Source organism: Pseudobacter ginsenosidimutans, assembly GCF_007970185.1.
Classification (GTDB): Bacteria; Bacteroidota; Bacteroidia; order Chitinophagales; family Chitinophagaceae; genus Pseudobacter; species Pseudobacter ginsenosidimutans.
This window is the reverse complement of record NZ_CP042431.1, coordinates 6557346-6580843: the sequence shown is the minus strand read 5'-3', so window position 1 is coordinate 6580843 and position 23498 is coordinate 6557346. Positions and strand designations below refer to the sequence as shown.

19 protein-coding genes are annotated in these 23498 nt (G+C 48.0%); 14 read left to right on the top strand and 5 right to left on the bottom strand.

Features of this window, described 5'->3' with window-relative positions; all coding sequences use genetic code 11:
• Nucleotides 1–2: 2 nt before the first annotated feature.
• From FSB84_RS25765 to FSB84_RS25750, 4 genes are read left to right on the top strand one after another with little or no spacing between them, the layout of a single operon-like run.
• Nucleotides 3–935: an ABC transporter ATP-binding protein gene (locus FSB84_RS25765; RefSeq protein WP_130540712.1), complete on the top strand. Its 933-nt coding sequence runs from the start codon at nucleotides 3–5 to the stop codon at nucleotides 933–935.
• A 17-nt stretch (nucleotides 936–952) separates the two neighbouring features.
• Nucleotides 953–3259: a Gldg family protein gene (locus tag FSB84_RS25760; protein ID WP_130540711.1), complete on the top strand. Its 2307-nt coding sequence runs from the start codon at nucleotides 953–955 to the stop codon at nucleotides 3257–3259.
• Nucleotides 3259–5958 (top strand): MutS-related protein, encoded by a 2700-nt coding sequence (locus FSB84_RS25755; protein ID WP_130540710.1) that lies wholly within the window; start codon nucleotides 3259–3261, stop codon nucleotides 5956–5958. Before FSB84_RS25760 ends, FSB84_RS25755 begins: the two co-directional genes overlap by 1 nt.
• Before the next feature lie 15 nt (nucleotides 5959–5973).
• Nucleotides 5974–8778 (top strand): M16 family metallopeptidase, encoded by a 2805-nt coding sequence (locus FSB84_RS25750; RefSeq protein WP_130540709.1) that lies wholly within the window; start codon nucleotides 5974–5976, stop codon nucleotides 8776–8778.
• A gap of 35 nt (nucleotides 8779–8813) precedes the next feature.
• Here FSB84_RS25750 and FSB84_RS25745 read toward each other — a convergent pair whose 3' ends face one another.
• A complete protein-coding gene (locus tag FSB84_RS25745; RefSeq protein WP_130540708.1) occupies nucleotides 8814–9707 on the bottom strand; it encodes a CPBP family intramembrane glutamic endopeptidase in 894 nt (297 codons plus the stop codon).
• Between the two features lie 251 nt (nucleotides 9708–9958).
• On the opposite strand from FSB84_RS25745, the gene FSB84_RS25740 reads away from it, so the two are divergent.
• The 3 genes from FSB84_RS25740 (at nucleotide 9959) to FSB84_RS25730 (ending at nucleotide 13564) form a co-directional block, all read left to right on the top strand.
• Entirely contained in the window at nucleotides 9959–10384 is a 426-nt protein-coding gene (locus FSB84_RS25740) for a cytochrome c maturation protein CcmE domain-containing protein (protein WP_130540707.1), read from the top strand.
• A 4-nt stretch (nucleotides 10385–10388) separates the two neighbouring features.
• The gene (ccsA, locus tag FSB84_RS25735; protein ID WP_130540706.1) at nucleotides 10389–12812 is read left to right on the top strand and encodes a cytochrome c biogenesis protein CcsA; all 2424 of its coding nucleotides are present in this window, start codon (nucleotides 10389–10391) and stop codon (nucleotides 12810–12812) included.
• A gap of 92 nt (nucleotides 12813–12904) precedes the next feature.
• Nucleotides 12905–13564 carry a DUF4294 domain-containing protein gene (locus tag FSB84_RS25730; protein ID WP_130540705.1) on the top strand — a complete coding sequence of 220 codons (660 nt, stop codon included), beginning with the start codon at nucleotides 12905–12907 and terminating at the stop codon, nucleotides 13562–13564.
• Here FSB84_RS25730 and rfaE2 read toward each other — a convergent pair whose 3' ends face one another.
• The 4 genes from rfaE2 to panC form a co-directional block, all read right to left on the bottom strand.
• Entirely contained in the window at nucleotides 13565–14059 is a 495-nt protein-coding gene (rfaE2, locus tag FSB84_RS25725; RefSeq protein WP_130540704.1) for a D-glycero-beta-D-manno-heptose 1-phosphate adenylyltransferase, read from the bottom strand.
• Nucleotides 13974–15062: a lysylphosphatidylglycerol synthase transmembrane domain-containing protein gene (locus FSB84_RS25720; protein ID WP_130540703.1), complete on the bottom strand. Its 1089-nt coding sequence runs from the start codon at nucleotides 15060–15062 to the stop codon at nucleotides 13974–13976. The genes rfaE2 and FSB84_RS25720 overlap by 86 nt, the downstream gene beginning before the upstream one ends.
• Nucleotides 15063–15088: 26 nt before the next feature.
• Nucleotides 15089–15433, bottom strand: a complete 345-nt coding sequence (gene panD, locus FSB84_RS25715; RefSeq protein WP_127125585.1) for an aspartate 1-decarboxylase — start codon at nucleotides 15431–15433, stop codon at nucleotides 15089–15091.
• A 108-nt stretch (nucleotides 15434–15541) separates the two neighbouring features.
• The gene (gene panC / locus FSB84_RS25710; protein ID WP_130540702.1) at nucleotides 15542–16399 is read right to left on the bottom strand and encodes a pantoate--beta-alanine ligase; all 858 of its coding nucleotides are present in this window, start codon (nucleotides 16397–16399) and stop codon (nucleotides 15542–15544) included.
• 107 nt (nucleotides 16400–16506) lie between these two features.
• Between panC and FSB84_RS25705 the strand changes: the two genes are divergently transcribed.
• The 7 genes from FSB84_RS25705 (at nucleotide 16507) to FSB84_RS25675 (ending at nucleotide 23438) form a co-directional block, all read left to right on the top strand.
• Entirely contained in the window at nucleotides 16507–17319 is an 813-nt protein-coding gene (locus FSB84_RS25705; RefSeq protein WP_130540701.1) for a glycogen/starch synthase, read from the top strand.
• 47 nt (nucleotides 17320–17366) lie between these two features.
• Nucleotides 17367–18818, top strand: a complete 1452-nt coding sequence (locus tag FSB84_RS25700) for a DUF4270 family protein (RefSeq protein WP_158644119.1) — start codon at nucleotides 17367–17369, stop codon at nucleotides 18816–18818.
• A gap of 43 nt (nucleotides 18819–18861) precedes the next feature.
• Nucleotides 18862–20115, top strand: a complete 1254-nt coding sequence (metK, locus tag FSB84_RS25695; RefSeq protein ID WP_130540699.1) for a methionine adenosyltransferase — start codon at nucleotides 18862–18864, stop codon at nucleotides 20113–20115.
• 91 nt (nucleotides 20116–20206) lie between these two features.
• Complete coding sequence (locus FSB84_RS25690; RefSeq protein ID WP_130540698.1) at nucleotides 20207–20767, top strand: NUDIX domain-containing protein; 561 nt, start codon at nucleotides 20207–20209, stop codon at nucleotides 20765–20767.
• Nucleotides 20751–21527 carry a 23S rRNA (guanosine(2251)-2'-O)-methyltransferase RlmB gene (rlmB, locus tag FSB84_RS25685; RefSeq protein ID WP_130540697.1) on the top strand — a complete coding sequence of 259 codons (777 nt, stop codon included), beginning with the start codon at nucleotides 20751–20753 and terminating at the stop codon, nucleotides 21525–21527. Before FSB84_RS25690 ends, rlmB begins: the two co-directional genes overlap by 17 nt.
• A gap of 23 nt (nucleotides 21528–21550) precedes the next feature.
• Nucleotides 21551–22417 carry a hydroxymethylglutaryl-CoA lyase gene (locus FSB84_RS25680; protein WP_130540696.1) on the top strand — a complete coding sequence of 289 codons (867 nt, stop codon included), beginning with the start codon at nucleotides 21551–21553 and terminating at the stop codon, nucleotides 22415–22417.
• 7 nt (nucleotides 22418–22424) lie between these two features.
• A complete protein-coding gene (locus FSB84_RS25675; protein WP_130540695.1) occupies nucleotides 22425–23438 on the top strand; it encodes a GSCFA domain-containing protein in 1014 nt (337 codons plus the stop codon).
• Nucleotides 23439–23498: the final 60 nt, after the last annotated feature.

The following is a 23498-nucleotide window of genomic DNA, read 5'->3' as shown; positions in this document are numbered from 1 at the left end:
TAATGGCCGAATCAATTGTAAAAATCGAAGGGCTTTCACACCGGTACAGTGTGCAGTGGGCCGTTCGTGATATCAACCTCGAGCTGAACAGGCGTGGTATTTTTGGATTGCTGGGTGCCAATGGCGCCGGCAAGTCCACCATCATGAATGTTGTCTGTGGTGTGATCAAGCCTACCAGGGGCAGCATCACCATCAAGGGGATCGATATCCAGAAGAATCCTGTGGAAGCGAAAAAATACATGGGCTTCCTGCCACAGCAGCCACCACTCCAGGGAGAATTCAATGTAGAGGAATTCCTCACCTATGCAGCCGGTATCAGGCTGATGCCGGACAAGGATATCCCTGCTGCCGTTACAGAGGTAATGGAGAAATGCGGATTGTCGCATATGCGTGAGCGCTTGATCAAGAATTTATCTGGTGGTTACAAGCAACGCGTAGGCATTGCACAAAGCATCATCCACAAGCCAGAATTTGTGGTGCTGGATGAACCTACCAACGGCCTCGATCCCAACCAGATCCTTGAAGTAAGGCAACTGATCAGGGAGATCAGCGAATACTGTACAGTGATCCTCTCTACCCATATCCTGCAGGAAGTGCAGGCGCTTTGCGATCATATCTGGATGATCAATGATGGCTCCGTTGTTTTCTCCGGCGGAATCGATGAGTTTGATAACTATATCGCACCGAGCTCACTGATGGCATCCTTCCTCGCCAAACCATCCAAAGAAGAATTGATGGCTGTGCCTGGCGTTACAGGTGTTGAGGAACTGGATGGCACCAAAATGCGCGTCAGGTTCACAGCCTGGCCTGAAGCGGCCGAGAAGCTCATCGAGGTCAGCCAGGCAAAACGCTGGCGACTGGTGGAGATCAATCTCGAGAAGAGCTCCATGGAAGCCGTCTTCATTGAATTGTCCAACAAACAATCACAATCCTAACCTACAACGAATACAAAATGAAAGTCATTTGGAAAATAGCAAAGGCGGAATTACAGGCTATGTTTTATTCGCCTGTTGCCTGGTTGATACTGATAATTTTTACATTCCAGGTAGGTATGGTTTATACCGGCAACTACGATAGCCTGATGCGTGCCGTTACCATGGGATATATCAAATTGAATGTACCCATGAGCCAGACAGTCAATATCTGGTCTTCTTCAACCGGCGTGTTCAATCATGTACTCAGCTATCTCTACCTGTATGTGCCGCTGCTCACCATGGGCGTGATTAGTCGAGAGCTGAGCACAGGCAGTATCAAAATGCTTTATTCATCTCCCGTTACCACCAACCAGATCATCTTCGGCAAATACTTGTCGTTACTCGTTTACGGCCTGTTGCTGATGGGCGTACTGGCTGTGTTCGGGATCCATAGTGTGATCGGTATCAAGAGTGCTGATTTCCCTGTGCTCCTCTGTGGGATCTTTGGGATCTATCTGCTCTTCTGTACTTATGCCGCCATTGGTCTGTTCATGAGCTCCCTCACGTCTTACACTGTTGTGTCTGCCATGGGAACGCTGGCGTTGCTGGCTGTACTGTCTTACACACGTACACTCTGGCAGGACGTTGAAGGACTGCGCGAGCTCACGCACTGGTTATCGATCTCCGGAAGGGTGGATGCATTTGTACTGGGTATGATCACTACAGACCGTCTGATCTATTTCGTGCTCATCTCTCTTATGTTCATTGCATTTACGGCCATCCGCCTGAATTCCATGAGACATAAAAGTTCTTTCTTCATTTCCTTCGGTAAATATGCAGTGGTACTGGTGGTTGTGTTCGGTCTCGGCTATTTCACTTCCATGCCCATTTTCAAAGGGTATTACGATGTAACGCGTACGAAGCTGAACACGCTTACCAAATCCAGCCAGGATGTACTGGCAAAACTTGGGGAAGATGATTTGACGATCCATACCTACGCAAACATGCTGGAGAAGCATTTCTTCTACGCATTGCCTGCCATGTATATGTTCGAAAGGCAATTGTTTGAGCAATACACCCGCTTCAAGCCCCGTATCAAAATGAAGACCGAGCGTTACTATGAACTGGTGGCCAATCCCATGATGGATAAGCAGTATGCGAACATGAACGGCAAGCAGCGCTGGGACACGATGTCCAAAATGATGAACCTGACTTTCCCCGTGAAATCCTATGACGAGATCAAACAACAGGTGGATCTCTCCGGCGAAAGGTTCCGCTATGTGAAACTGCTGCAGAAAGCAGATGGCAAACAAACCTTCCTGCGTGTGTTCGACGATAACCAGGTGATGCCAACAGAACGCGAGATAACGGCGGCGTTCAAACGCCTGGTGATGGACCTGCCAACAGTTGGCTTCATTACAGGGCATGGTGAACGCGAGAGCACATCTTTCCAGGATCGTGGTTACAATCTCATTGCGCAGGAAAAAACTTTCCGTTATGCGCTGATCAACCAGGGCTTCGATATAAAGGATTTCACGCTGGCCAATGATGTGCCTGATGATATCCGCATCCTCATCCTGGCAGAGCCACGCACTGCATTGAGCCAGGAAGAGATAGACCGTATCAAACGTTATATTGAACGCGGTGGCAATATGATTGTGCTGGGTGATCCTGCCAGTCGTGATCGTGTGAACCCCATCATTGCGCCACTTGGCGTGCAGCTGGAGCCAGGCATCCTGGTGAAACCTTCTGCGAAGTACCAGACAGATCTGTTGCTGTCCAAACCCACAGCTGCAGGCGCTGCTTCCAATATGTACCTGGATGATCTGAAGAAAAGACAGAGTGTGGTGACCATGCCGAATGCAAGTCCCTTGTCTGTGAACCCCACACAGGGATTCCAGGCCGTTACCTGGCTCACTTCAGACTCCACAGGTTCATGGAATGAACTGGAAACAACCAATTTCATCGATGAGAAAGCTGTTCTCAATCCCGGAGTGGGAGAGAAGGCTGAACCATTCCCCACTGTGGTGGCGCTCAGCAGAGAAGTGAAAGGAAGAACACAGAAGATCATTGTTACCGGTGATGCAGACTGGATCAGCAATGGAGAGCTTGGCGCACAACGCTATGAAATGAATGCTTCCAATTTCAACCTGATCCTTGCTTCTTTCTACTGGCTTTCCGATAATGAAGTGCCCATCGATATGAGCAGGCCCGATCCTACCGATTATACTGCCAGCACCAGCGAAGGCGTATGGACAGGTTTCAAGATCTTCCTCAAATGGGTATTACCTATCGGGCTCTTTGCATTCAGTTTGTTACTGTGGATCAAAAGAAGAGGTAAATAATGAGTTTCATTACAGACCAGCAAACGCTGAACGACATCAGCATATTCAGCAAAAGTGGAAAACCTTCCATTTATGCGTTCTTTAATCAGACCCATACGGCAGGGGGCGCGGAATTATTGGAACAAATGTTCCGCGCTCCCCTGTCTAACAGGGAAGATATCAATCGCAGAAGCGCTATTTTCCGCCATTTCCAGCAACGCAAACCGGAGCTGCCTTTCCAGTCAATGTGGTTCGATGCTGCCGGGCATTACCTGGAGAATTCGGATGCACGTACACGTTTGACGCATGAAGACAATAGCCTGAAACGGAAATTCTCCTCCCTCATCGGGTCCGATACTGCGTTTCAGTTTGTAGCGAATGGTGTGGATGCTGTTTCGAATATCGTTACAGCCATCTATGCTTTCGTGAACTCCGATGTGCTGAAAGGGAACGAGGATATAGAAAAGGAAACAGCGCATGTGCTTGCCCGTATGGAAGACCCTGCATTTAAACAGGTGCTGCAACTGGCCGCATTGAAGAAGAGGTCCTTTGAAGATACTGCGCTGCTGGACAAACTGTATCGTTTCACGCTGCGGGAAACCATCATGAAGGTTGTGCATTACTGTTATGCGATCGATCTTTACCATTGTGTTGCCAATGTTGCCACGAAGCTGGAACTGGCTTTCCCTGTAGCCACCGATGGCAATTCGGAACTGATGCTGAACAAAGCCTGGCATCCGCTGGTGGAGCGGGCTGTGCCCAACAGTTTTGAGCTATTGCCCGGACAGCAGGTGGTATTCCTCACCGGAGCCAATATGGCCGGCAAATCCACCTTCATGAAAACGATGGGCATCTGCATGTACCTCGCGCATATGGGATTCCCCGTTCCGGCAAAATCCATGCAATTCTCCGTGCGCGATGGCATCTTTACCACCATCAACCTGGCCGATAACCTCAACATGGGGCATAGTCATTTCTATGCTGAAGTGTTGCGCGTGAAGAATATCGTGGAGCAGGTAAGGCAGGGGCATAATCTCTTCGTGATCTTCGATGAGCTGTTCAGGGGCACCAATGTGAAGGATGCAGGCGATGGCACTGTGGCCATCACGCATGCATTTGCCATGCAAAAGCAAACATTGTTTGTTGTATCCACCCATATCATCGAAGCGGCCGATGAACTGAAGCAGCGCTGCGATAATATCAGGTATGTATACATGCCTACATACATGGAGGGGTCTGTACCTCGTTATACTTATACACTGGAAGAAGGAGTGACGGGCGATCGTCATGGTATGCTGATCATTCAGAACGAAGGCATGCTGGATATGCTTCGTGAATCTTCTGCTGTTCAGACTTCAACAGGGCAGGGCGCATTTCAAACCGATCAGCAAACGATGGAAGACCTGAACATCTCTGGCAAATACAAACAGAATTCCATCTTCAGTATATTCAATGCCACCAAAACCAGGGACGGCGAACGTAAGCTGGACCAGCTCTTCACAAATCCGCTTACAAATGCGCAAACCATCAATGAACGCGCAGCTATTTATTCCTTCTTCAGCAGTCAGCAACTTCAGTTCCCGGTAAGTCCTGCACAGTTTGTGCGAATGGAGGATTATGTGAAGGACAGACCTTTCGATACCCGTATTCAACTGTTCATGCGTGGAACAAGAAGGCAGGCATTGAACATGCTTGGGGTGAAGAAAGAAATGGAAGAAGCAGCAGAAGGATTGTTCGCAACATTGCAGGTGCTGAATGCAGTACGTGTATTCCTGGATGCAGCCTGGGTAAAAGAAGCGCCTGAAAAAATTAAAGCAGCCATCGATGTAGCGAACATTTTTCTTGCTGATCCGAAACTGAAACAGGCGCAGACTTTCAAAAGCGCTGCAGAGATCGGCTGGAAGGAGCTGATCGGATATGAGATCTGGCTGTTCAACAAGATGAATAAATCGATTGCAAATCTGCTTCATCTTTTATATGAACTCGATGTAAATATTTCTGTTGGCAATACAGCCAAACGATTGGGGCTTTCCTTTGCAAAGGCCCTGGAGGGAGCAGGCAATGAATTGAATATTACAGGTGGTTTCCACCCGGCCATTACCAATGCAAAGGGGAACGATATTGAATTCGGGGCGTCATCCAATTTCATGTTCCTCACAGGAGCGAATATGGCCGGTAAATCAACCCTGATGAAAACGACCGGCGTTTGCGTTTACCTCGCTCATATGGGCTTTCCCGTTCCCGCCCGCAACATGCATTTTCATCCCATGGAAGGCCTCTATACCAGTATCAATGTGGCTGATAACCTTAATATGGGCTACAGTCATTTCTATGCAGAGGTACTGCGTGTGAAACATATCGCAGAACAGGTATCGGCACAAAAAAGATTGTTCGTCATGTTCGACGAGCTGTTCAAGGGAACGAACGTAAAAGATGCTTACGATGCCACACTCGCTTTCTCGAAAGCATTCCATGATTTCAACCGTTGCATCTTCATCATCTCCACACATATTGTGGAAGTGGGAACAGCGCTGGGCCTGCATACAGCAGGCATACAATTCAAATTCATGCCAACCGTGATGCAGGGCAATTCGCCTGTGTACACCTACGAGCTTACCAACGGTATATCGAATGACCGTCATGGTATGGTTATCATCAGGCAGGAAGGCATAATAGATATGCTGTCTGAGATCGAAGAAGTATATAACACACATCCATAAGTGATATTGAAGATTATGAAACTACCATTGAAAAATATTTTACAGTTTTCCTGTTTCCTGCTGATCATCGGGATTGCCGTGGCTTGTAAGGAAACAAAGGTGAATCCGTTGCCCAGTGATACTGCTGTACGAACAGGCGTATTGCCCAACGGGCTCACATATTATATCAGGAAGAATGCCGAGCCCCGCCAGCAGGCTTACCTGATGCTGGTGAACAAAGTGGGCTCACTGCTGGAAACAGATGATCAGCGCGGCCTTGCGCATTTCACGGAGCATATGGCTTTCAAGGGAACAAAGAACTTTCCGAAGAACAGTTTGGTGGATGCCCTCCAGAAAATGGGCGTTCGCTTTGGCGCCGATCTCAATGCCTATACGGCATTCGATCAAACTGTATATAAGCTGGACATTCCCGTGAACGATACAGCTTCGCTTAACCGTGGCATGCAGATCCTGCGAGACTGGGCAGGAGGTGTTGAAATGGTGAACGAAGACATCGAATCTGAAAGAGGCGTGATCCTCGAAGAGAAACGACAGCGCAAAGGGGCAGGGGAGCGGATCAGCGAAAAAACGTTACCTATCCTCCTCAATAATTCGCGGCATGTGCAACGCCTTCCGATCGGAACCGAAGAAGTGCTGAAGACATTCAATCCTGATTTATTACGCAAATTCTATCACAACTGGTATCGTCCGGATCTCCAGGCCATTGTAGTGGTAGGTGAATTTGATCTTGATGTGGTTGAGGCACAGATCAAACAATTGTTCGGAGATCTCGTGAAGCCTGCTGATGCACCGGCCTTGCCTGAATATCCCGTTGCACTTACCGGTAAGAAAACATTCAATATAGTGCGTGATGAAGAGATCAAAACCGTTTCGCTGCAATGGTATGGCAAAGAAAAGATTGCTCCAATGCTCACGGATAAGGATCTACGAAATGGCATGACGATCCAGCTTTTCAACGATATGCTCGCCAGGCGGATCGTTCACCTGCAACGGCAAAGCGATCCTCCCTTCCTGCAGGCGAGCGCCGGGATCGGTCCGGTTACTGAAGGACTTGGCGGCCCTACTGTTCAGATCAGTTTCCTCCCCGGTGGCATCGAGCGCGGCTACAAGGCATTGATGACTGAGCTCTACCGAATAAAGAAACACGGATTTACTGATGAAGAACTCAAGCGCGCCAAAGTGGCCCTGGGCGAAGCACAGAATAACCGTTACAATAACCGGGAAAAGATCAGTTCCGAAGCCTATGCTAACCAATATGCACAAGCGTTCATGCAAAAAACGCCTTATCCTTCAGAGGAATTCCTCAACAAATCGATCCGCGAACAACTGGGGTTGATCACGCTGGATGATGCAGATAAACTGATCGAAACATTTTTCACCACACCCGACCAGGACATCATTATCCTTGCCCCGGCCGACAGCAAAGAAGCATTGCCTGCCGAAGCGGAGATCAAAAAATGGATGGAGGCAACAGAAGACAGTAAGATCGAAAAATACAAGGAGCCTGAAGCTGCTTCCGGATTGCCTGCACCTGCTGCAAAACCAGGCAGTATCGTGGAAGCGAAGCAACTTGATGAGATCGGCGTTACTGAGTGGACGCTCAGCAATGGCGCCAGGGTGATCCTGAAACCCACCAGCAACCAGGAAGACAAGATCCTGATCAATGCTTTCAGTTTTGGTGGAACTGCATTGTACAATCAACAGGATTATGATGCTGCATCACTGGCCGTTCCCATTACTTTGCAGGGCGGTGTGGCCGGACTGGATCCCGAAGCTTTGTCGCAACTCCTTGCCGGAAAGATGGTGCAATACCAGCCTTTCATCTCTGATTATTCCGAAGGTTTCAGCGCCGGCAGCAGTAAGAAAGATTTCGAGACCTGCCTGAAGCTGATCCATCTTTATTTCACAAAAACAGGTCTCAACGAAAGCGCTGTTACAGGCATGCTACGCAATACGAGGCTGGAACTGGAGAAAAGGAACCAGGTGCCCGGGAATATTTTCATGGACAGTGTAAATACTTTCATGACCGCCGGCCACTGGCGCAAACAACCGATGACCGTTCAAAGGCTCGATGCAGTGAAACCTGCTCGTGCAGTGGAGATCTACAAAGAAAGGTTTGCCGATGCAGCTGATTTTACTTTCCTCATCACCGGCAGTTATCAGCCTGATTCCATCAAAGTATTGGTGGAGCAATACATTGGTAGTCTTCCTGCATTGAATAAGAAAGAAGCAATAGTGGATATGGGCATACATTTCGCTGACCAGAGCCGTACCATCATGGTGAAGCAGGAGCTGGAGAATAAAGCTACTGTACAGATCGTGATACCTGGTGCTTATAAAGGGACGCCCTGGGAAAATGTGCAGCTGAATGCCCTGCGTACCATCTTACAATACCGTATAACCGAAGCCTTGCGTACAAAAGAAAGCGCCACTTATACGCCTTCAGTGAATTTGCAGAAATCGAATTATCCTTCTCCCCGCTATGGTTTCGTTATCTCTTTTACCTGCGATCCGTTAAGGGCGAAAGCGCTGACGGCTGAAGTGAGATCCGTGCTGGCTCAATTGGCGCAGCAGGGGCCAACTGATGATGAACTGGGTAAATTTGTGGCGGAGAGCAGGGCCAGTATCGCGAAGATGTCGGGCACTACTGATTACTGGCATAGTGTACTATTTGCCAGCCTGCAGAATGGATATGATCTGAATGAAGTGAACAGCGTTGAGAAATATATCGGCATGTTGAGTAAAGACCGGATCAAAGCTGGAACAAATGAATTCCTGACAAAGAAACCCTTTATGGATTTTTATTTACTGCCAAAGTAAAGCCTTGAAAAATCAGATGGCAGAAAAGCCACCGCTCATTCAAATTCATGATTGGTTGAATGGGAGGGTGGCTTTTGCCTTTTATTCCAGGCCAGGCAATCGGATCCTAAATTTCCTTTTGTTAATACGATTATTACCAAAGCCAGTAGACAATAAAATAGAATATACGCCCAACCCTGGTGAAAGGGTGTGTTGGCAATGTTCATACCGGGAATAAAGCGGGAATAGAACGAGTATTGCGCATCAAATGAAGCATGAAAGAGTATCACCACAACAAGATTGCCTCCGGATCTAAAAAAAAACCATGAATGAACTATTGTGATGGCAAGCGAAAGAATGGTCCAGGGCAATATCGGTTCGGTTTTCCAGCCTGCGAGCAGGGCAGGGAAGTGCCATAGGCTCACAACAACAAAAACGATAAATGTGGCCATCAAGGGGGAGTTTGTCTTCAGTAGCCGAGGAAGCAGGAATCCGCGCCATCCGAATTCTTCAGCAAGCCCTGCAGAAATGAGGAAACCTGCAATGATCATAACGTAAACTTGCCAATGATCATTTAACGTGGTCAACAAAGCAGGAAAGCTTACTCCTGCAGCCAGATAAGATAGAACGATCATCACTAACGGCAAGGCCAGAGCTACAAATAACCAGCCGGCTGTTGCACTGGTTACCCGGTTGAAATGTATGATGGATTGTAATCCGCGGAATCCATTTAACCGAATAATGAGAAATAGGGCTGCGATGGTTGGCCCATATTGCGCTATCAGGCTTCTTTCGTTCAATTGTGCTTCGGGAAAGCTGAATGTAAAACCGGGGAATACAATATGGATCAATTCAACCACAATTGGATTAGCGATATGGCTGACCAAAAATGTGAGCACTATAAAAGAGATAATGGGAAATTTATTTATGACCTCTCTTACTTTTATCATATTCGTTCCATTGTCCGGATTAGTAAATTAATAAAATGTCTGTCTGCCTCATATCCTTCTAAAAAAATATTTCATTTCCCCACAACAAAATCATCCATGGCTTGTTAAGTGCAGCGGAAACGCGCCTCGTCACCTAAAAGCCTGATTATAAACCCCCATTTATCCTCAGGTTAAAAAGTGGAAGGCTGATTAAAATCACCACCCGAGTAGGTCTTTTTTGAGCTAACTTTGCACGGGAATTGTTCCACATTATGAAAAAAACACATATCGTTATCCTGGTGGCTATTGCAGCCGGTATCATGATCCTTCTCAGTTTTATGGGAGATCTGTCTACTTATGAAACCCTCGCTTCAGCCCGCCAGAAAGAAGGTAAAACTGTAACCGTGATCACGCAACTGGACAGGTCCTTTGCCAATCCCATCGAATACGATGCTGTAAAGAACCCCAACCTGACACGCTTCCACGTTATGGACTCTCTCGGCAACAAAGCCACCGTGCTCTATTACTTCGAGAAACCTTTCGATATGGAAAAAAGCGATCGCATTGTGCTGAAAGGAAAGATGAAGGGCGATATTTTTGAGATCTCACGCAAAGACGGTATCCTTATTAAATGCCCATCCAAATACAAGGATGATCCCAAAGCTGCCTATAATAATCTCACTACAAAAGTAAACTGACATCATGAACTATATCGGTGAACACCTGTTTCCCGGGCAGCTTGGTCATTTCCTGGTTGTGCTCTCTCTGATCGCGTCCCTGATTGCTACCATCGCTTATTTCAAAAGTGCGCAGGCTGTTGTGCCCGATGAGGCCGCCAGCTGGAAGCGCATCGGACGTATCGCTTTCATCATTGATTTCGCTTCTGTAGTGGTTGTGTTCGCACTCATCTTCTTCATCATCTGGAATCACTGGTTCGAATATTATTACGCATATAATCACTCCGATGTTTCGCTCGAGCCCAAATACCTGATCAGTAGTATCTGGGAAGGACAGGAGGGCAGCTTCATGCTCTGGACCGTTTGGCATGGCGTGATCGGTATGATATTGATGAAGACTTCCAAAAAATGGGAAGCACCGGTAATGACCGTGATCAGTTTTGCACAGCTCTGCCTGGCCACCATGGTACTGGGCGTATACATTTTCGATCTCAAGATCGGCAGCACGCCTTTCCTGCTCACACGCGATCAATTCCAGGATGCACCGATATTCCAGCGTGCAGATTACCTCAGCCTGCAGAGTATGCAGGATGGCCGTGGCCTCAACCAATTGCTCCAGAATTACTGGATGGTGATCCACCCGCCGATCCTCTTCCTCGGTTTCGCCTCAACTATCGTTCCATTCGCCTACGCCATTGCAGGTCTCTGGAAAAAAGATTTCGGCGGCTGGATAAAAGATGCTCTTCCCTGGAACCTTTTCTCCGCGGGCATTCTGGGCCTCGGTATTATGATGGGCGCCAAATGGGCTTATGAATCACTCACCTTCGGTGGCTACTGGGCATGGGACCCCGTAGAGAATGCATCGCTGGTGCCCTGGCTGATCCTGGTGGCAGGCATCCACACACAGCTCGTTTACAATTCCACCGGCCACTCGCTCAGACCAACCTATTTCTTTTTCATACTAACGTTCATCCTTATCCTGTATTCCACCTACCTCACACGTAGCGGAGATCTGCAGGATACTTCCGTACACGCATTCACCGGCTCAGGTATGAACTGGCAACTGCGTTTGTTTGTGGCAGCCTTCTCCATTCCGGCTCTCCTGCTATATATTAAGAGATACAAGCTCATTCCGAGTATCAGGAAGGAAGAAAGTACTTATTCACGCGAATTCTGGATGTTCATCGGTTCACTGGTGCTCTTCCTGTCCGGCATGTTCATCATCACGGCCACTTCATTGCCGGTGATCAACAAGATCTTCGGGACCAATTTCGTGGTAGGGGAAGACAGGGAGTTCAGCTACAACCGCATACAGGTTTTTGTAGCCGTGATACTCGGTCTCCTCACAGCCTGTACACAATATTTCAAATACAAGAACACTGCAAAAAAGGAATTCGGTAAAAAGATACTGGTCCCAACCGTAGTGGCCCTGCTCGCAAGTGTTGCCATCAGCATCTGGGGCGGAGTTGATTACGATAAATACGGATTGGGCTTCCTCATTGCCATTCACCTTGCCATCTTCGCAAACACCTATGCAGTAGTGGCCAATGCCGCTTATATCCGCATCGGACTCAAAGGCAAACTGAAAGCAGCGGGCGCTTCCGTGGCGCATATTGGTTTCGGTCTCATGCTGGCGGGCATGCTCATCTCTTCTTCCAAAACATCGGTTCTCTCCAATAACTTCCTCAATCCGCTGAACTTTGGACCGGAAGCAAAAGAAAAAGGCGTTGAGAACATGACCCTTTACCAGGGCGTGAAAATGGACATGGGTAAATACTGGGTCACGTATGTGAAAGATTCTTCCACCGTCAAAGACAAGAAGATCTTCTTCTTCGTGGATTTTGAATCGAAAGATGGAAAAGAGAAATTCACATTGAAACCTGACCTGATCAAGAACACGAAAGGACAGGAGCAGTATTCCAATAATCCCGATGCCAAACATTACCTGCATCGCGACGTATTCAGCTATATCAGTTATGCCGATAAGATGGTGGAAGGTCCGGATACAGCTCAGTTCAAGAGCCATATCGTGAAAGTGGGCGATACCATTTTCTATTCCGGCGGTCTGATGAAATTCGACAGCGTTACCGTTAACCCCAATAACGAAAAGCACAAGTTCACTTCAAATGATACAGCTGTGATGGCCAACTTCACGCTCATCACCGGCGACCAGCGTAAGCTCGGAGCTTTCCCGGTATTCTACCTGGAAGACAGCCAGCCGCGCTATGTGATAGACACCGTGTTTGCGCAGGGAATGGCAGTGGCTATGGGGCCCTCAGACAAGGAAGGTTATTTCAATATCGGTGTAAAGGAATCCAGCCGCATGGTGCCTTTCGTTGGGCTGAAAGTATTACAATTTCCTTTCATAAATCTCGTATGGATCGGCACCGTGATCATGGTGATCGGTTTTGTAATGAGTATGTTCTGGAGGATACGGTTGCTGAAATAGAATTTTCACAATTCTTTTACAGTCTTCCACTATCATTTCGGGCCCGTGCAGCTATATGCTGTGGGGGAATTGTCTTACTTTAGTAACCGGCAATGAACCCCGTGCGAAACATATCATTACATAAACTGGCTGTATCTGCATTTGTGCTGTTCCTGGGCACTACCGCCCTGGCACAAACGCCGGATACAACCGGAATTCCCCCCACTGTAAAGCAGCCCGAACTGGGTCCGAATGATACCATCGTGGTACATGCCATGATCATCAACAATGAGTTGGTCCCTTCCGGGTTTATGGATTGGTGCTGGATAAAAGCGCCGTACCCGAAAGAAAAGCTGAGGAAGCGGCAGGAATGGACCAGGCTCCGCAATGCGATCTACGTTACCTATCCATATGCGAAGAGGGCAGGCGCTATCATGAATGACATGAACGCCAAACTTGCAAACATCACCGATAAGGAAGCTAGAAAGAAGTACATCAAGAGCCGTGAAGGTGAATTGAAAAAAGAATTCACCAAGCCATTGTCCGACCTCTCTGTGTACCAGGGCAAAGTGTTGATGAAGCTTATCAACCGGCAGACAGGTAATAACTGTTACGAGATCATCAAGGAATACAAAGGCGGGTTCACTGCCCGTTGCTATCAGACGGTTGCTTTCTTCTTCAGCAGCAATCTCAAACAACCATACAATGCCCAGGGCGACGAGCGCGAAATGGAATCCATTGTACTGGAGATGGAGCGGATGTACCGCCTCTGATTATTTACCTGACTTTAATTTTTCGATAGTGCCTGTGGTGGAGAAACCTTCCACGATGGGATTGATCACTACACGGCCGCCATTGGCCATTACCTCTTTGGCGCCGGCGATCTGTTCAACGGTATAGTCGCCGCCTTTCACCAGCACATCCGGCATCAAAGCTTTGATCAGTTCAAGCGGAGTATCTTCTTCAAAGATCACAACTGCGTCTACCATTACCAGTGAGGCCAGTACCAGTGCGCGGGAATGTTCATCGTTCACAGGTCTTGTGGGGCCCTTGAGGCGTTTGCAACTGGCGTCGGAATTAAGGCCGACGATCAGGAAATCCGCTTCCATGGCGGCTTGCGACAAACTGAAGATATGTCCGCGATGGAGGATATCGAAACAACCGTTGGTGAAGGAAACGGTCTTACTGAGCAGCCTCCACTGGGCTATCTGTCGCTTTGCTGTTTCCAGGCTGATGATCCTGGTGTCTATTACCTGAGGTGATTTCATGATCGTCTTTTTGTTTGTTCAGCCAGGGCAGGAGTATGAGGGCAACAACACCGCAGAGCAGCATCTGGAAGAATTGTACAGTCCAGAGCAGCCATCCGAATGCTTGTCCGTATGCTTCATTCAGTCCGTACAGCTTCATCGTTTTCGATACCAGGATGGGGTAGGCACCGATACCGCTGGGTGTGATGATCATGGCGATACTTCCACTGAAAAGCACGGCCATGGAGGCTTTGATGCCGAAGCCTGCTGTTTCTGTGAGAGCATACATACCTATCTGCACGCTCATGAGATACATAGCCCAGATGAAGAGACTATGGAAGATAAACCATCCTTTCTTCTTTACCAGGCGTACACTGGTGAGGCCCTGCCAGATGCCATCGATCACTTTGCGGATCTTCCGGATAAATCCAACGTGACTGAATTTTTTGAAAATGAAAATGGCGCCTGCTGCGAGTGCGGCGAGGATACCAACGAGTATCAATATGCGGGAAATGGAAATACTTTGTGTTTTGGAACCGAAAGTGTCTGTCATCATCCCATAAAGGAAATCACCGATCAGATCGGTTTGGGTGATGATGGTGATCACCATTACGATCACCAGGCAGACCAGGTCGAAAGCCCTTTCCGCCACGATGGTGCCCACCATCTTGTCTGCAGGAACCTTCTCATAACGGGCAAGCACAGTGCATTTCAGCACTTCACCCAGCCGGGGTACGGCCAGGTTGGCCATATAACCGATGAGTACGGCCATATATGTATTGGAGAGACGGGGTTTATAACCCAACGGCTCCATCAGGATCTTCCAGCGGATGGCGCGGCTCAGGTGACTGGCCAGCAGCGCCACCACCACGGGAACCAGTAACCAGTAATTGGCGTGGGTGAGAGAATGTTTGATCAATGGCCATTGGTCCGGCTTGATACTGGCCAGTGACCACCAAACGAGAAAAACTACCAGGGCCAGAATGATTGCGTATTGTATAAGGCTCTTGATCTTCTTGTTCATACGATGCAGACCCTGCTGTGTTTTTTTTACAAGATATTACCTTCCTTCGGAAATACGATCCAGGGTTTGAAAGTTTTTGCCTTTTCAAAATCCATTCTCGCATAGGAAATGATAATAACTGTATCGCCAACGGCGCCCTGACGGGCGGCCGGACCGTTGAGGCAGCAAACGCCCGAGCCTCTTTTGCCTTTGATGAGATAAGTTTCGATGCGGGTACCGTTATTCACGTTCACCACCTGTATTTTTTCATTCTCAATCATATTGGCTGCTTCCATCAGGTTTTCATCCAGTGTTAGACTGCCTACATAATTGAGGTTAGCTTCTGTAATTACTGCCCTGTGAACCTTAGATTTGAGCACTTCAATATCCATGATCGGTCTGTTTGTTGTTAGGTGTTGGCGGCAATTTTTGAAAACCGCCTATAATAAAACGGCCGCAAGCTAAAAAAGTTTGTTGAATATAAACTAACGAACGATCAATTATCCTCCAATTTCCGTGAGGATCATATTGTCTATTAATCGAATGTCTCCAAGAAAAGCCGCAACCAGGGCCACCAGCGGCGTTTTACCATCCCATGACTCTAGCGGTTCGAGCGTATCGGCGTTGCAGATCTCCACATAGTCCACCCTGAAGCCTGACTGCTGCAGTTTTTCCGTTGCATCAGCTTTGAGAGCCGGGAGGGATTGGCTACGAAGGTTTTCTTTGATGAATTGCAGTATTTTGGAAATGTCCACCGCTTCGCTGCGCTGGTCCGCGCTGAGCCGCATATTGCGGCTGCTCATGGCCAGTCCGCTGCTTTCGCGTACAGTGGGAGAGGGTACCAGCTTCGTTTTCGATTCCATGATAGCCAGTAAGCGCTTCACAACCATGCATTGCTGGTAATCTTTTTGTCCCATGAAAAGAAGGTCGGGGTCCACCAGTTTCAGGAGGCGGTACATCACCTGGCAGACGCCCTGAAAATGTCCCGGCCGAAATTTTCCATCCAAAATGGTTTCTAAATATCCAAGATCGTAGTGTTCAAGATTTGTTAAACCCTCCGGGTACATTTCGTTAACGGATGGTAAAAAAAGTATATCCGTGCCTGCTTTTTCCAGCAAAAGGATGTCTTGTTCAAGTGTCTTGGGGTATTTGTCGAAATCCTTTGGGTCGTTGAACTGTGTGGGATTTACGAAGATGCTGCAAACCGTGATGCCAGCGTGTTTGCGGCTTTCCGCGATGAGGCTGAGATGGCCCTGGTGGAGGGCTCCCATAGTGGGTACGAAACCTGAAATGAGGCCGCGGCCGGCTTGTTGTGTCAAATATTCCTGTAAGCGGACTGCTTGCTTGATAATGATCATTCGTTCTTGTGTTATGGGCTACGGTCCGGCGGTGGACCCTTGTTTAATTAAAAAACCTTAACTTTGCACCCTGTTTTTCAAGGGTGGCTTAAACAATTAATATCATAATGCTGACAAAGAAAAGAATTTTATTTATTGCCAACGAAATGTCTCCTTACCTGGAAATGACCGAATTTTCTGAAACGGTCAATCGTTTGGCGATAAAAGCAAATGAGAATGGTTATGAAGTACGTTGCATTATGCCCCGGTTTGGTGTGATCAATGAGCGTAGACATCGTTTGCACGAAGTAGTACGTTTATCAGGGATCAATGTGAGTGTTGATAATGATGATTATCCGCTGCAGATCAAGGTTGCTTCTCTCCCCAATGCCCGCTTGCAGGTTTATTTCCTCGACAATGAAGACCTCTTCAAACGCAAATATATCTTTAATGATGAGCAGGAAAAATGGTTCGACGACAATGGTCTGAGATCTGTTTTCTTCTGTAAAGGCGCACTGGAAACCGTGAAAAAATTCGGTTGGCCGCCGGACATCATTCATTGCAGTGGCTGGATGACCGGCCTGATCCCGCTCTACCAAAAGACAGCATACAAGAAGGAGCCAGTTTTTGCCCATAGCAAAATGATCTATACCATGGGCAACAACACCTTCAAGGAAAAACTGGGCGCTGATTTCCTCAAGATCGCCAATATCAATCCCAACATCAAGGAAAAGGACCTCGAGCCTTTCAAGGAAGCCAATAACCTGGCAATGTTCAGAGGTGGAGCTACCTATGCCGATGCCATCACATTCGGCGCTGACAAGGTAGATAAAAAACTGGTGGAGGAATTTGGTAAAGTGAAGGGAAAGAAAGTGTTGACCTATAACGCTGAATCTGATTTAACAGACTATTTACAATTGTATTCCGACCTTGCTAAGTAAGCGTCCGAAATTCTGTAACCTACTTTACTTAAATAACTAACCACTGCGTGAATCGGAAAATCTTTGCCTCAGCTATTACGGTTCTTACCGGCATTTTCGTCTATAGTTCCTGTACAAAAGTTGATTCTACTGACCTGGGCAATGATCTGATCCCCGTGGTAGATAATGTACATACGTTCGAAACCGTGCTGGACGTAGTGACAGATAATTTCCTGTATCCCGATACTACCAGGACCAATGGGGGAGACCTCCATGCACTTGGCCTGATCGGTAATGATCCTGAATTTGGCGCCACTTCCGCCAATATGTACACGGCATTCACTTACGGATCGCAAAAAGTTCATCCTTTCGTCAACAAGGATTCCGTAGTGATCGATTCTGTAGTGTTATCACTGGGATATGTTACAGCTTACGGAGATACCAATTCCGTTCAGACAGTGGAAGTATCGCAGATCGACAATTCAACGCCGGGTAATTTCAACGACACCTTTACTTATAAGCTGAACCATCCGCCTTTCCCTGAAATGGGCGGGGTGCGTGGCACAAAGACCTATGCCATCAAGGACCTTAACGATTCCCTGATGTACGTGAACAATGGTAAGGATACCATCAAGTCGAACAACCAGCTCCGCATAAGACTGGATAATGCTTTTGCCAATCAGTTTGTGACCGGTGATACTACCAACATGTACATCAACGATAGTAGTTTCCGTTCCAATTTCAGAGGACTGGCTATCAAAATGAGTGCAGGCTCTCCCACCAAAGCAGGCATCTCTTATTTCAACCTTCAGGCGGAAAACACCCGTTTGACAGTGTATTGCAGGGTTACAGTAAATGGCCAGGTAGATACAATCTCCCCTTATTTCCCGGCAAATCCTGTGTATACCGCCAATCTCATAAAGAAAACACCAGCCAATAATTATCTGGCATATCTCAACAACGGAAATCCGGATGACGATAAAGTGTATCTGCAAAGTTCCCCCGGTTCTTTCGCCTCTATCAAGATCAAAGGACTGGATACCTTCCAGGCAAAGAACCGCGTGATCCACAGGGCTGAACTGATAATGGAAAGAATAGCTTTACCATCCAATGATACTTACGGGCCTGTACCCTTACTGTTCCTCAACGCCGTGAATGAAGTGGGAGACTCTTCCATCACCATCCGCAGTGATTTTACCTATACCGGAGATGGCAGCAACAATTATGACGTTGCAGGTTTCGGAGGAATGTTCCAGACCAACAGGTATGTTTTCAATCTCACCCGCTATATGCAAACAGGGGTATCAAAAGGCTACAGGCTTTATAAAACCCTGCAGGTATATGCTCCATTCTACACAAAACCCTACCTGGAGCAACCGAATGGTACAATTGTTGCGCTCCCGCCTGGCGTACAGCCCTACAACGTGAACTCACCCGTTGGCTATGGCCGGGTAGTGCTCGGAGGTGGTAGCCATCCTACCCAGAAAATGAGGGTCAGAATTATTTATTCTAAAATTTAAGCCTGCCGCTTATATTTGCGGCCTACTAACAATAAAATTCAACATGCCTTATTTATTTACTTCCGAAAGTGTGTCTGAAGGTCATCCTGATAAGGTTGCCGACCAGATTTCCGATGCGTTGATCGATAATTTTCTTGCATTCGACCCCCAATCGAAAGTTGCCTGCGAAACACTGGTAACAACAGGTCAGGTGGTGCTTGCAGGTGAAGTAAAATCTTCTGCTTACCTGGATGTTCAGGATATTGCCAGAGGTGTGATCCGCAAGATCGGTTATACCAAGAGCGAATATATGTTCGAAGCGCATTCCTGCGGTGTGCTGTCTGCTATCCATGAGCAGTCTTCAGATATCAATCAGGGTGTAGATAAAAAGAAGAAAGAAGAACAGGGCGCTGGTGACCAGGGCATGATGTTCGGATACGCTACCAACGAAACAGAAGATTATATGCCGCTGGCACTCGACCTGGCACATAAACTCCTGCTGGAACTGGCAGTGCTCCGCCGCGAAGGAAAACAGATCAAGTATCTGCGTCCTGACGCCAAGAGCCAGGTAACGCTCGAATACGACGATAACAACAAACCAGTTCGTATTGACGCTATCGTGATCTCTACCCAGCATGACGACTTCGATACTGAAGCCAAAATGCAGGAGAAGATCAAGAAGGATATGATCAATATCCTGGTTCCACGCGTAAAAGAAAAATACAAGAAATACGCACACCTCTTTGCAGGTAAGATCAAATACCATATCAACCCCACAGGAAAATTCGTGATCGGCGGACCACACGGAGACACTGGTCTCACAGGCCGTAAGATCATCGTTGACACCTACGGTGGAAAAGGCGCACACGGCGGTGGCGCATTCAGCGGCAAAGATCCTTCCAAAGTGGACCGTTCAGCAGCTTATGCAACACGCCATATCGCCAAGAACCTGGTTGCTGCCGGTGTTTGCGACGAAGTACTGGTTCAGGTTTCATACGCTATCGGCGTTGCACAACCGATGGGCCTTTACATCAATACCTACGGAACTTCAAAAGTGAAGAAGACAGACGGACAGATCGCGAAGATCGTTTCCGAGCTCTTCGACATGCGCCCTTACTTCATCGAACAGCGTCTGAAGCTCCGTAACCCCATCTACAGCGAAACTGCAGCTTATGGACACATGGGCCGCAAACCTGAAGTGGTAGAAAAAACCTTCAGCACGCCGGATGGAAAAACGATCAAGAAAAAAGTGGAGCTCTTCACCTGGGAGAAACTGGACTATGTGAGTAAAGTGAAGAAAGCTTTCGGCATCAAATAATTTTTGTCGGCACAAAAAAACAAAAAGCCCCTTCTGTTTGGAGGGGCTTTTTGTTTGCCCATCGCTTCCCAATCTTCACTACTTTTGCGCCATGAATCAATCCGAAAATCCCTGGAAAATTCTTTCCTCGGAAGAAAAATACCTCAACCCCTGGATAAGGGTCACGGAATACAAAGTGATCAATCCATCCGGAGGCAATGGCATTTACGGGAAAGTAGGTTTCAGGAACCTGGCGGTAGGCGTAGTGCCGCTGGATGCTGAGCTCAATACCTGGCTGGTAGGGCAGTATCGTTTTACACTCAACCAGTACAGTTGGGAGATCCCGGAAGGCGGAGCGCCGGAAGGCACTGATCCCGTTCTCTCCGCTCACAGGGAACTGCTGGAAGAAACCGGGCTGGTAGCGGATTCCATGGAAAAGATCCTGGAAATGCACCTGTCCAACTCCGTTACTGATGAATATGCCGTAATTTACCTGGCAAGGAACCTCACCCAACAAACCGCCTGCCCGGAAGAGACCGAGCAATTACAGGTAATCAGATTACCTTTCGAAGAAGTATTCAAAATGGTGGAAGATGGACGGATCACAGACTCCATGTCTGTTGCCGCCATCCTCAAAATAAAACTCATGATCGCAGATGGAAGGATTTCATAGAAGACAGGGCGCCGGTATCAAAAAATCACAACTGATCATCGGCAGACAGCCGATCATCGAAGCTATCGAAGCCGGAAGGGCTATCGATAAGATCTTCTTTCAACGCGGTGTCACCGGCGATGCCATCGGCAAGATCAGAACCCTGGCCCGCGATAACAATATTCCCATTCAGCAGGTACCTCCTGAAAAACTGAATGGACTCACCAAAGCCAATCACCAGGGCACTATCGCCATTGCAGGATTGGTTCAGTATTTGGACCTCCAGCAGGTGATAGATCATATCGTCAGCGCCGGCGAAACACCGCTGATGGTGATGCTGGATGGCGTTACCGATGTGCGCAATATCGGCGCCATTGCCAGGACTGCCGTCTGCTGCGGCGCGCAGGCCCTCATCATTCCGGACAAAGGCGTAGGAGCCCTCAATGAGGAAGCCATCAAATCCTCCGCAGGTGCACTGGAGAAGATCCATGTCTGCCGCGTCAACAGCCTCATGAAAGCGGTGGACACCCTCCACCTCAACGGTATCAAGGTCTACGCTTCCGAAATGACAGCCAATGAAACTGTTTTCGAACTGGAATACCGTGATCCTTGTTGTATCATTGCCGGCAGTGAAGACAAAGGCGTTTTTTCAGGATTGCTGAAGATCAGCGACAGCATCTTCAAGATCCCCATGGCCGGGAATTTTGAATCCCTGAACGTTTCTGTTGCCACCGGCATGATCCTGTATGAAGCAATGAAACAACGTATGCTGAACAAATAGTTCGTTAATACAAATCATTATCCATGTCAACAGTGCACCTCGTAGAATGCCCGCGCGACGCCATGCAGGGCTGGCCCGTGATCATTCCCGTTGAACAAAAGATCGAATACCTGAACAGCCTGCTGCGTGTAGGCTTTCAGACACTGGACTTCGGCAGTTTCGTTTCCCCCAAAGCGATCCCGCAAATGGCCGATACCAGGTTTGTGATCCCCCAGCTCGACTGGCGCGATACCGATACCAAACTGCTGGCCATCGTTGCCAATCTCCGCGGCGCACAGGATGCTGTTGAATATGAAGCCGTGCGCTATCTCGGATTCCCTTTCTCCGTTTCCGAAACCTTTCAGCAACGAAATACCAACAGCTCCATCGCCCAATCACTGGAAACAGTGGCCGGCATACAACAACTCTGCATCCGCAAACGAAAGAAACTGGTAGTGTACCTCTCAATGGGATTCGGAAACCCTTATGGCGATCCCTGGTCTGAACAGATCGTTTTTCAATGGGCGGAAAAATTGGTGGAGATGGGCGTTACCATCATTTCTGTTGCCGATACAGTTGGGCTGGCAACGCCGGACCAGGTAGGCACCATTACGGAGTACCTTGTGAAATCATTACCGGATACTGAGATCGGTGTGCACCTGCATTCCACTGCCCTCAACTGGAAACCCAAGATAGACGCGGCTTTGCAGGCAGGATGCCTTCGCTTCGACGGCGCACTAAAAGGCATCGGCGGCTGCCCCATGGCCAATGATGAACTGGTGGGAAATATGAATACGGAACTGATGATCGAACATTTTGAATCACTCGGCATATTGCCGGCTCTCGATAAAAAAGCATTGGTAGAAAGCCTGCAACTGGCAGACCGGATATTTACCACTGCGCATAGCTGATACTGTTATGAACTTCATGGTAGACATAAATATTCCAGCACCGGCACAGACGGTGGCATACCAGCAACCCATCATGCTGGTGGGCTCCTGCTTCACCGAACATATCGGTAACAGCCTGCAGGAGATGAAATTCGAAGTGATGCAAAATCCTAATGGCATCCTCTTCGATCCGCAAAGCGTTGCTGCCAGCCTGGTTTCTTATGTACAGAATAAACAGTACAGGGAGGAAGATCTTTTTTTATTGAACGAAGTTTGGCAGAGCTGGCAGCATCATAGCCGCTTCTCAGGTATGAACAGGACAGAAGTGGTGCAAATGATCAATGCCTCACAACAGGCGGCACATGATTTCCTCAAAAAAGCAGAATGGCTGGTGATCACACTCGGCAGTTCCTTCAGCTACCGGACCACAGAAACTGTTCCGGGAGAGCAACGCGCCAATGCAGGCCCGGAAGGGGCTGTAGCCAATTGTCACAGGGCGCCTTCGCAGTGGTTCAGGAAGCATATGATGACCATCGAAGAAACGAAATCTGTACTGGATAATGCCCTGCACCAGGTTCGTTATTTCAATCCGAAGATCAAAACCATCTTCACCATATCTCCGGTCAGGCATCTCCGTGATGGAGTGATCGATAACAACCGGAGCAAGGCAAGACTGCTGGAAGTAGTACACCACCTGGTGAACAAATTCGACAGGCTTTATTATTTCCCCGCTTATGAACTGGTGATAGATGTGCTCCGCGATTACCGCTTCTATGATATCGATATGGCACATCCGAATTATCCGGCCACACAGTTTGTGCTGGAAAAATTCATGACCCATTTTGTGGATGAGCCTTCACAGCAACTGGCAGCGGAACTCAGGAAACTGGCTGTTTCCCGCAGGCATAAACCTTTTCATCCTCATACGGAAGCACATCAGAAATTTTTGCAATCGCAATTACTGAAGGCGCAGGAATTGCAGGCTCAATACCCGTTCCTCGATCTTGCAGATGAACTGAAATTTTTTTCCGGAAAACACTGAGTGTACCCAGTCATTCGCCGGAGGCTGTCGAGTGGTCTCCGATGAATAGCCGCTCAACCA

Bases quoted from the DNA above. Each gene is read 5' to 3' on its own strand.
- FSB84_RS25730 (WP_130540705.1), top strand. From the start codon at position 12,905: ATGAACCCCGTGCGAAACATATCATTACATAAACTGGCTGTATCTGCA.
- FSB84_RS25765 (WP_130540712.1), top strand. From the start codon at position 3: ATGGCCGAATCAATTGTAAAAATCGAAGGGCTTTCACACCGGTACAGT.
- ccsA (WP_130540706.1), top strand. From the start codon at position 10,389: ATGAACTATATCGGTGAACACCTGTTTCCCGGGCAGCTTGGTCATTTC.
- FSB84_RS25690 (WP_130540698.1), top strand. From the start codon at position 20,207: ATGAATCAATCCGAAAATCCCTGGAAAATTCTTTCCTCGGAAGAAAAA.
- panC (WP_130540702.1), bottom strand. From the start codon at position 16,399: ATGATCATTATCAAGCAAGCAGTCCGCTTACAGGAATATTTGACACAA.
- FSB84_RS25680 (WP_130540696.1), top strand. From the start codon at position 21,551: ATGTCAACAGTGCACCTCGTAGAATGCCCGCGCGACGCCATGCAGGGC.
- FSB84_RS25745 (WP_130540708.1), bottom strand. From the start codon at position 9,707: ATGATAAAAGTAAGAGAGGTCATAAATAAATTTCCCATTATCTCTTTT.
- rlmB (WP_130540697.1), top strand. From the start codon at position 20,751: ATGGAAGGATTTCATAGAAGACAGGGCGCCGGTATCAAAAAATCACAA.
- FSB84_RS25750 (WP_130540709.1), top strand. From the start codon at position 5,974: ATGAAACTACCATTGAAAAATATTTTACAGTTTTCCTGTTTCCTGCTG.
- FSB84_RS25720 (WP_130540703.1), bottom strand. From the start codon at position 15,062: ATGAACAAGAAGATCAAGAGCCTTATACAATACGCAATCATTCTGGCC.
- FSB84_RS25705 (WP_130540701.1), top strand. From the start codon at position 16,507: ATGCTGACAAAGAAAAGAATTTTATTTATTGCCAACGAAATGTCTCCT.
- FSB84_RS25740 (WP_130540707.1), top strand. From the start codon at position 9,959: ATGAAAAAAACACATATCGTTATCCTGGTGGCTATTGCAGCCGGTATC.
- metK (WP_130540699.1), top strand. From the start codon at position 18,862: ATGCCTTATTTATTTACTTCCGAAAGTGTGTCTGAAGGTCATCCTGAT.
- FSB84_RS25675 (WP_130540695.1), top strand. From the start codon at position 22,425: ATGAACTTCATGGTAGACATAAATATTCCAGCACCGGCACAGACGGTG.
- FSB84_RS25755 (WP_130540710.1), top strand. From the start codon at position 3,259: ATGAGTTTCATTACAGACCAGCAAACGCTGAACGACATCAGCATATTC.
- rfaE2 (WP_130540704.1), bottom strand. From the start codon at position 14,059: ATGAAATCACCTCAGGTAATAGACACCAGGATCATCAGCCTGGAAACA.
- FSB84_RS25760 (WP_130540711.1), top strand. From the start codon at position 953: ATGAAAGTCATTTGGAAAATAGCAAAGGCGGAATTACAGGCTATGTTT.
- panD (WP_127125585.1), bottom strand. From the start codon at position 15,433: ATGGATATTGAAGTGCTCAAATCTAAGGTTCACAGGGCAGTAATTACA.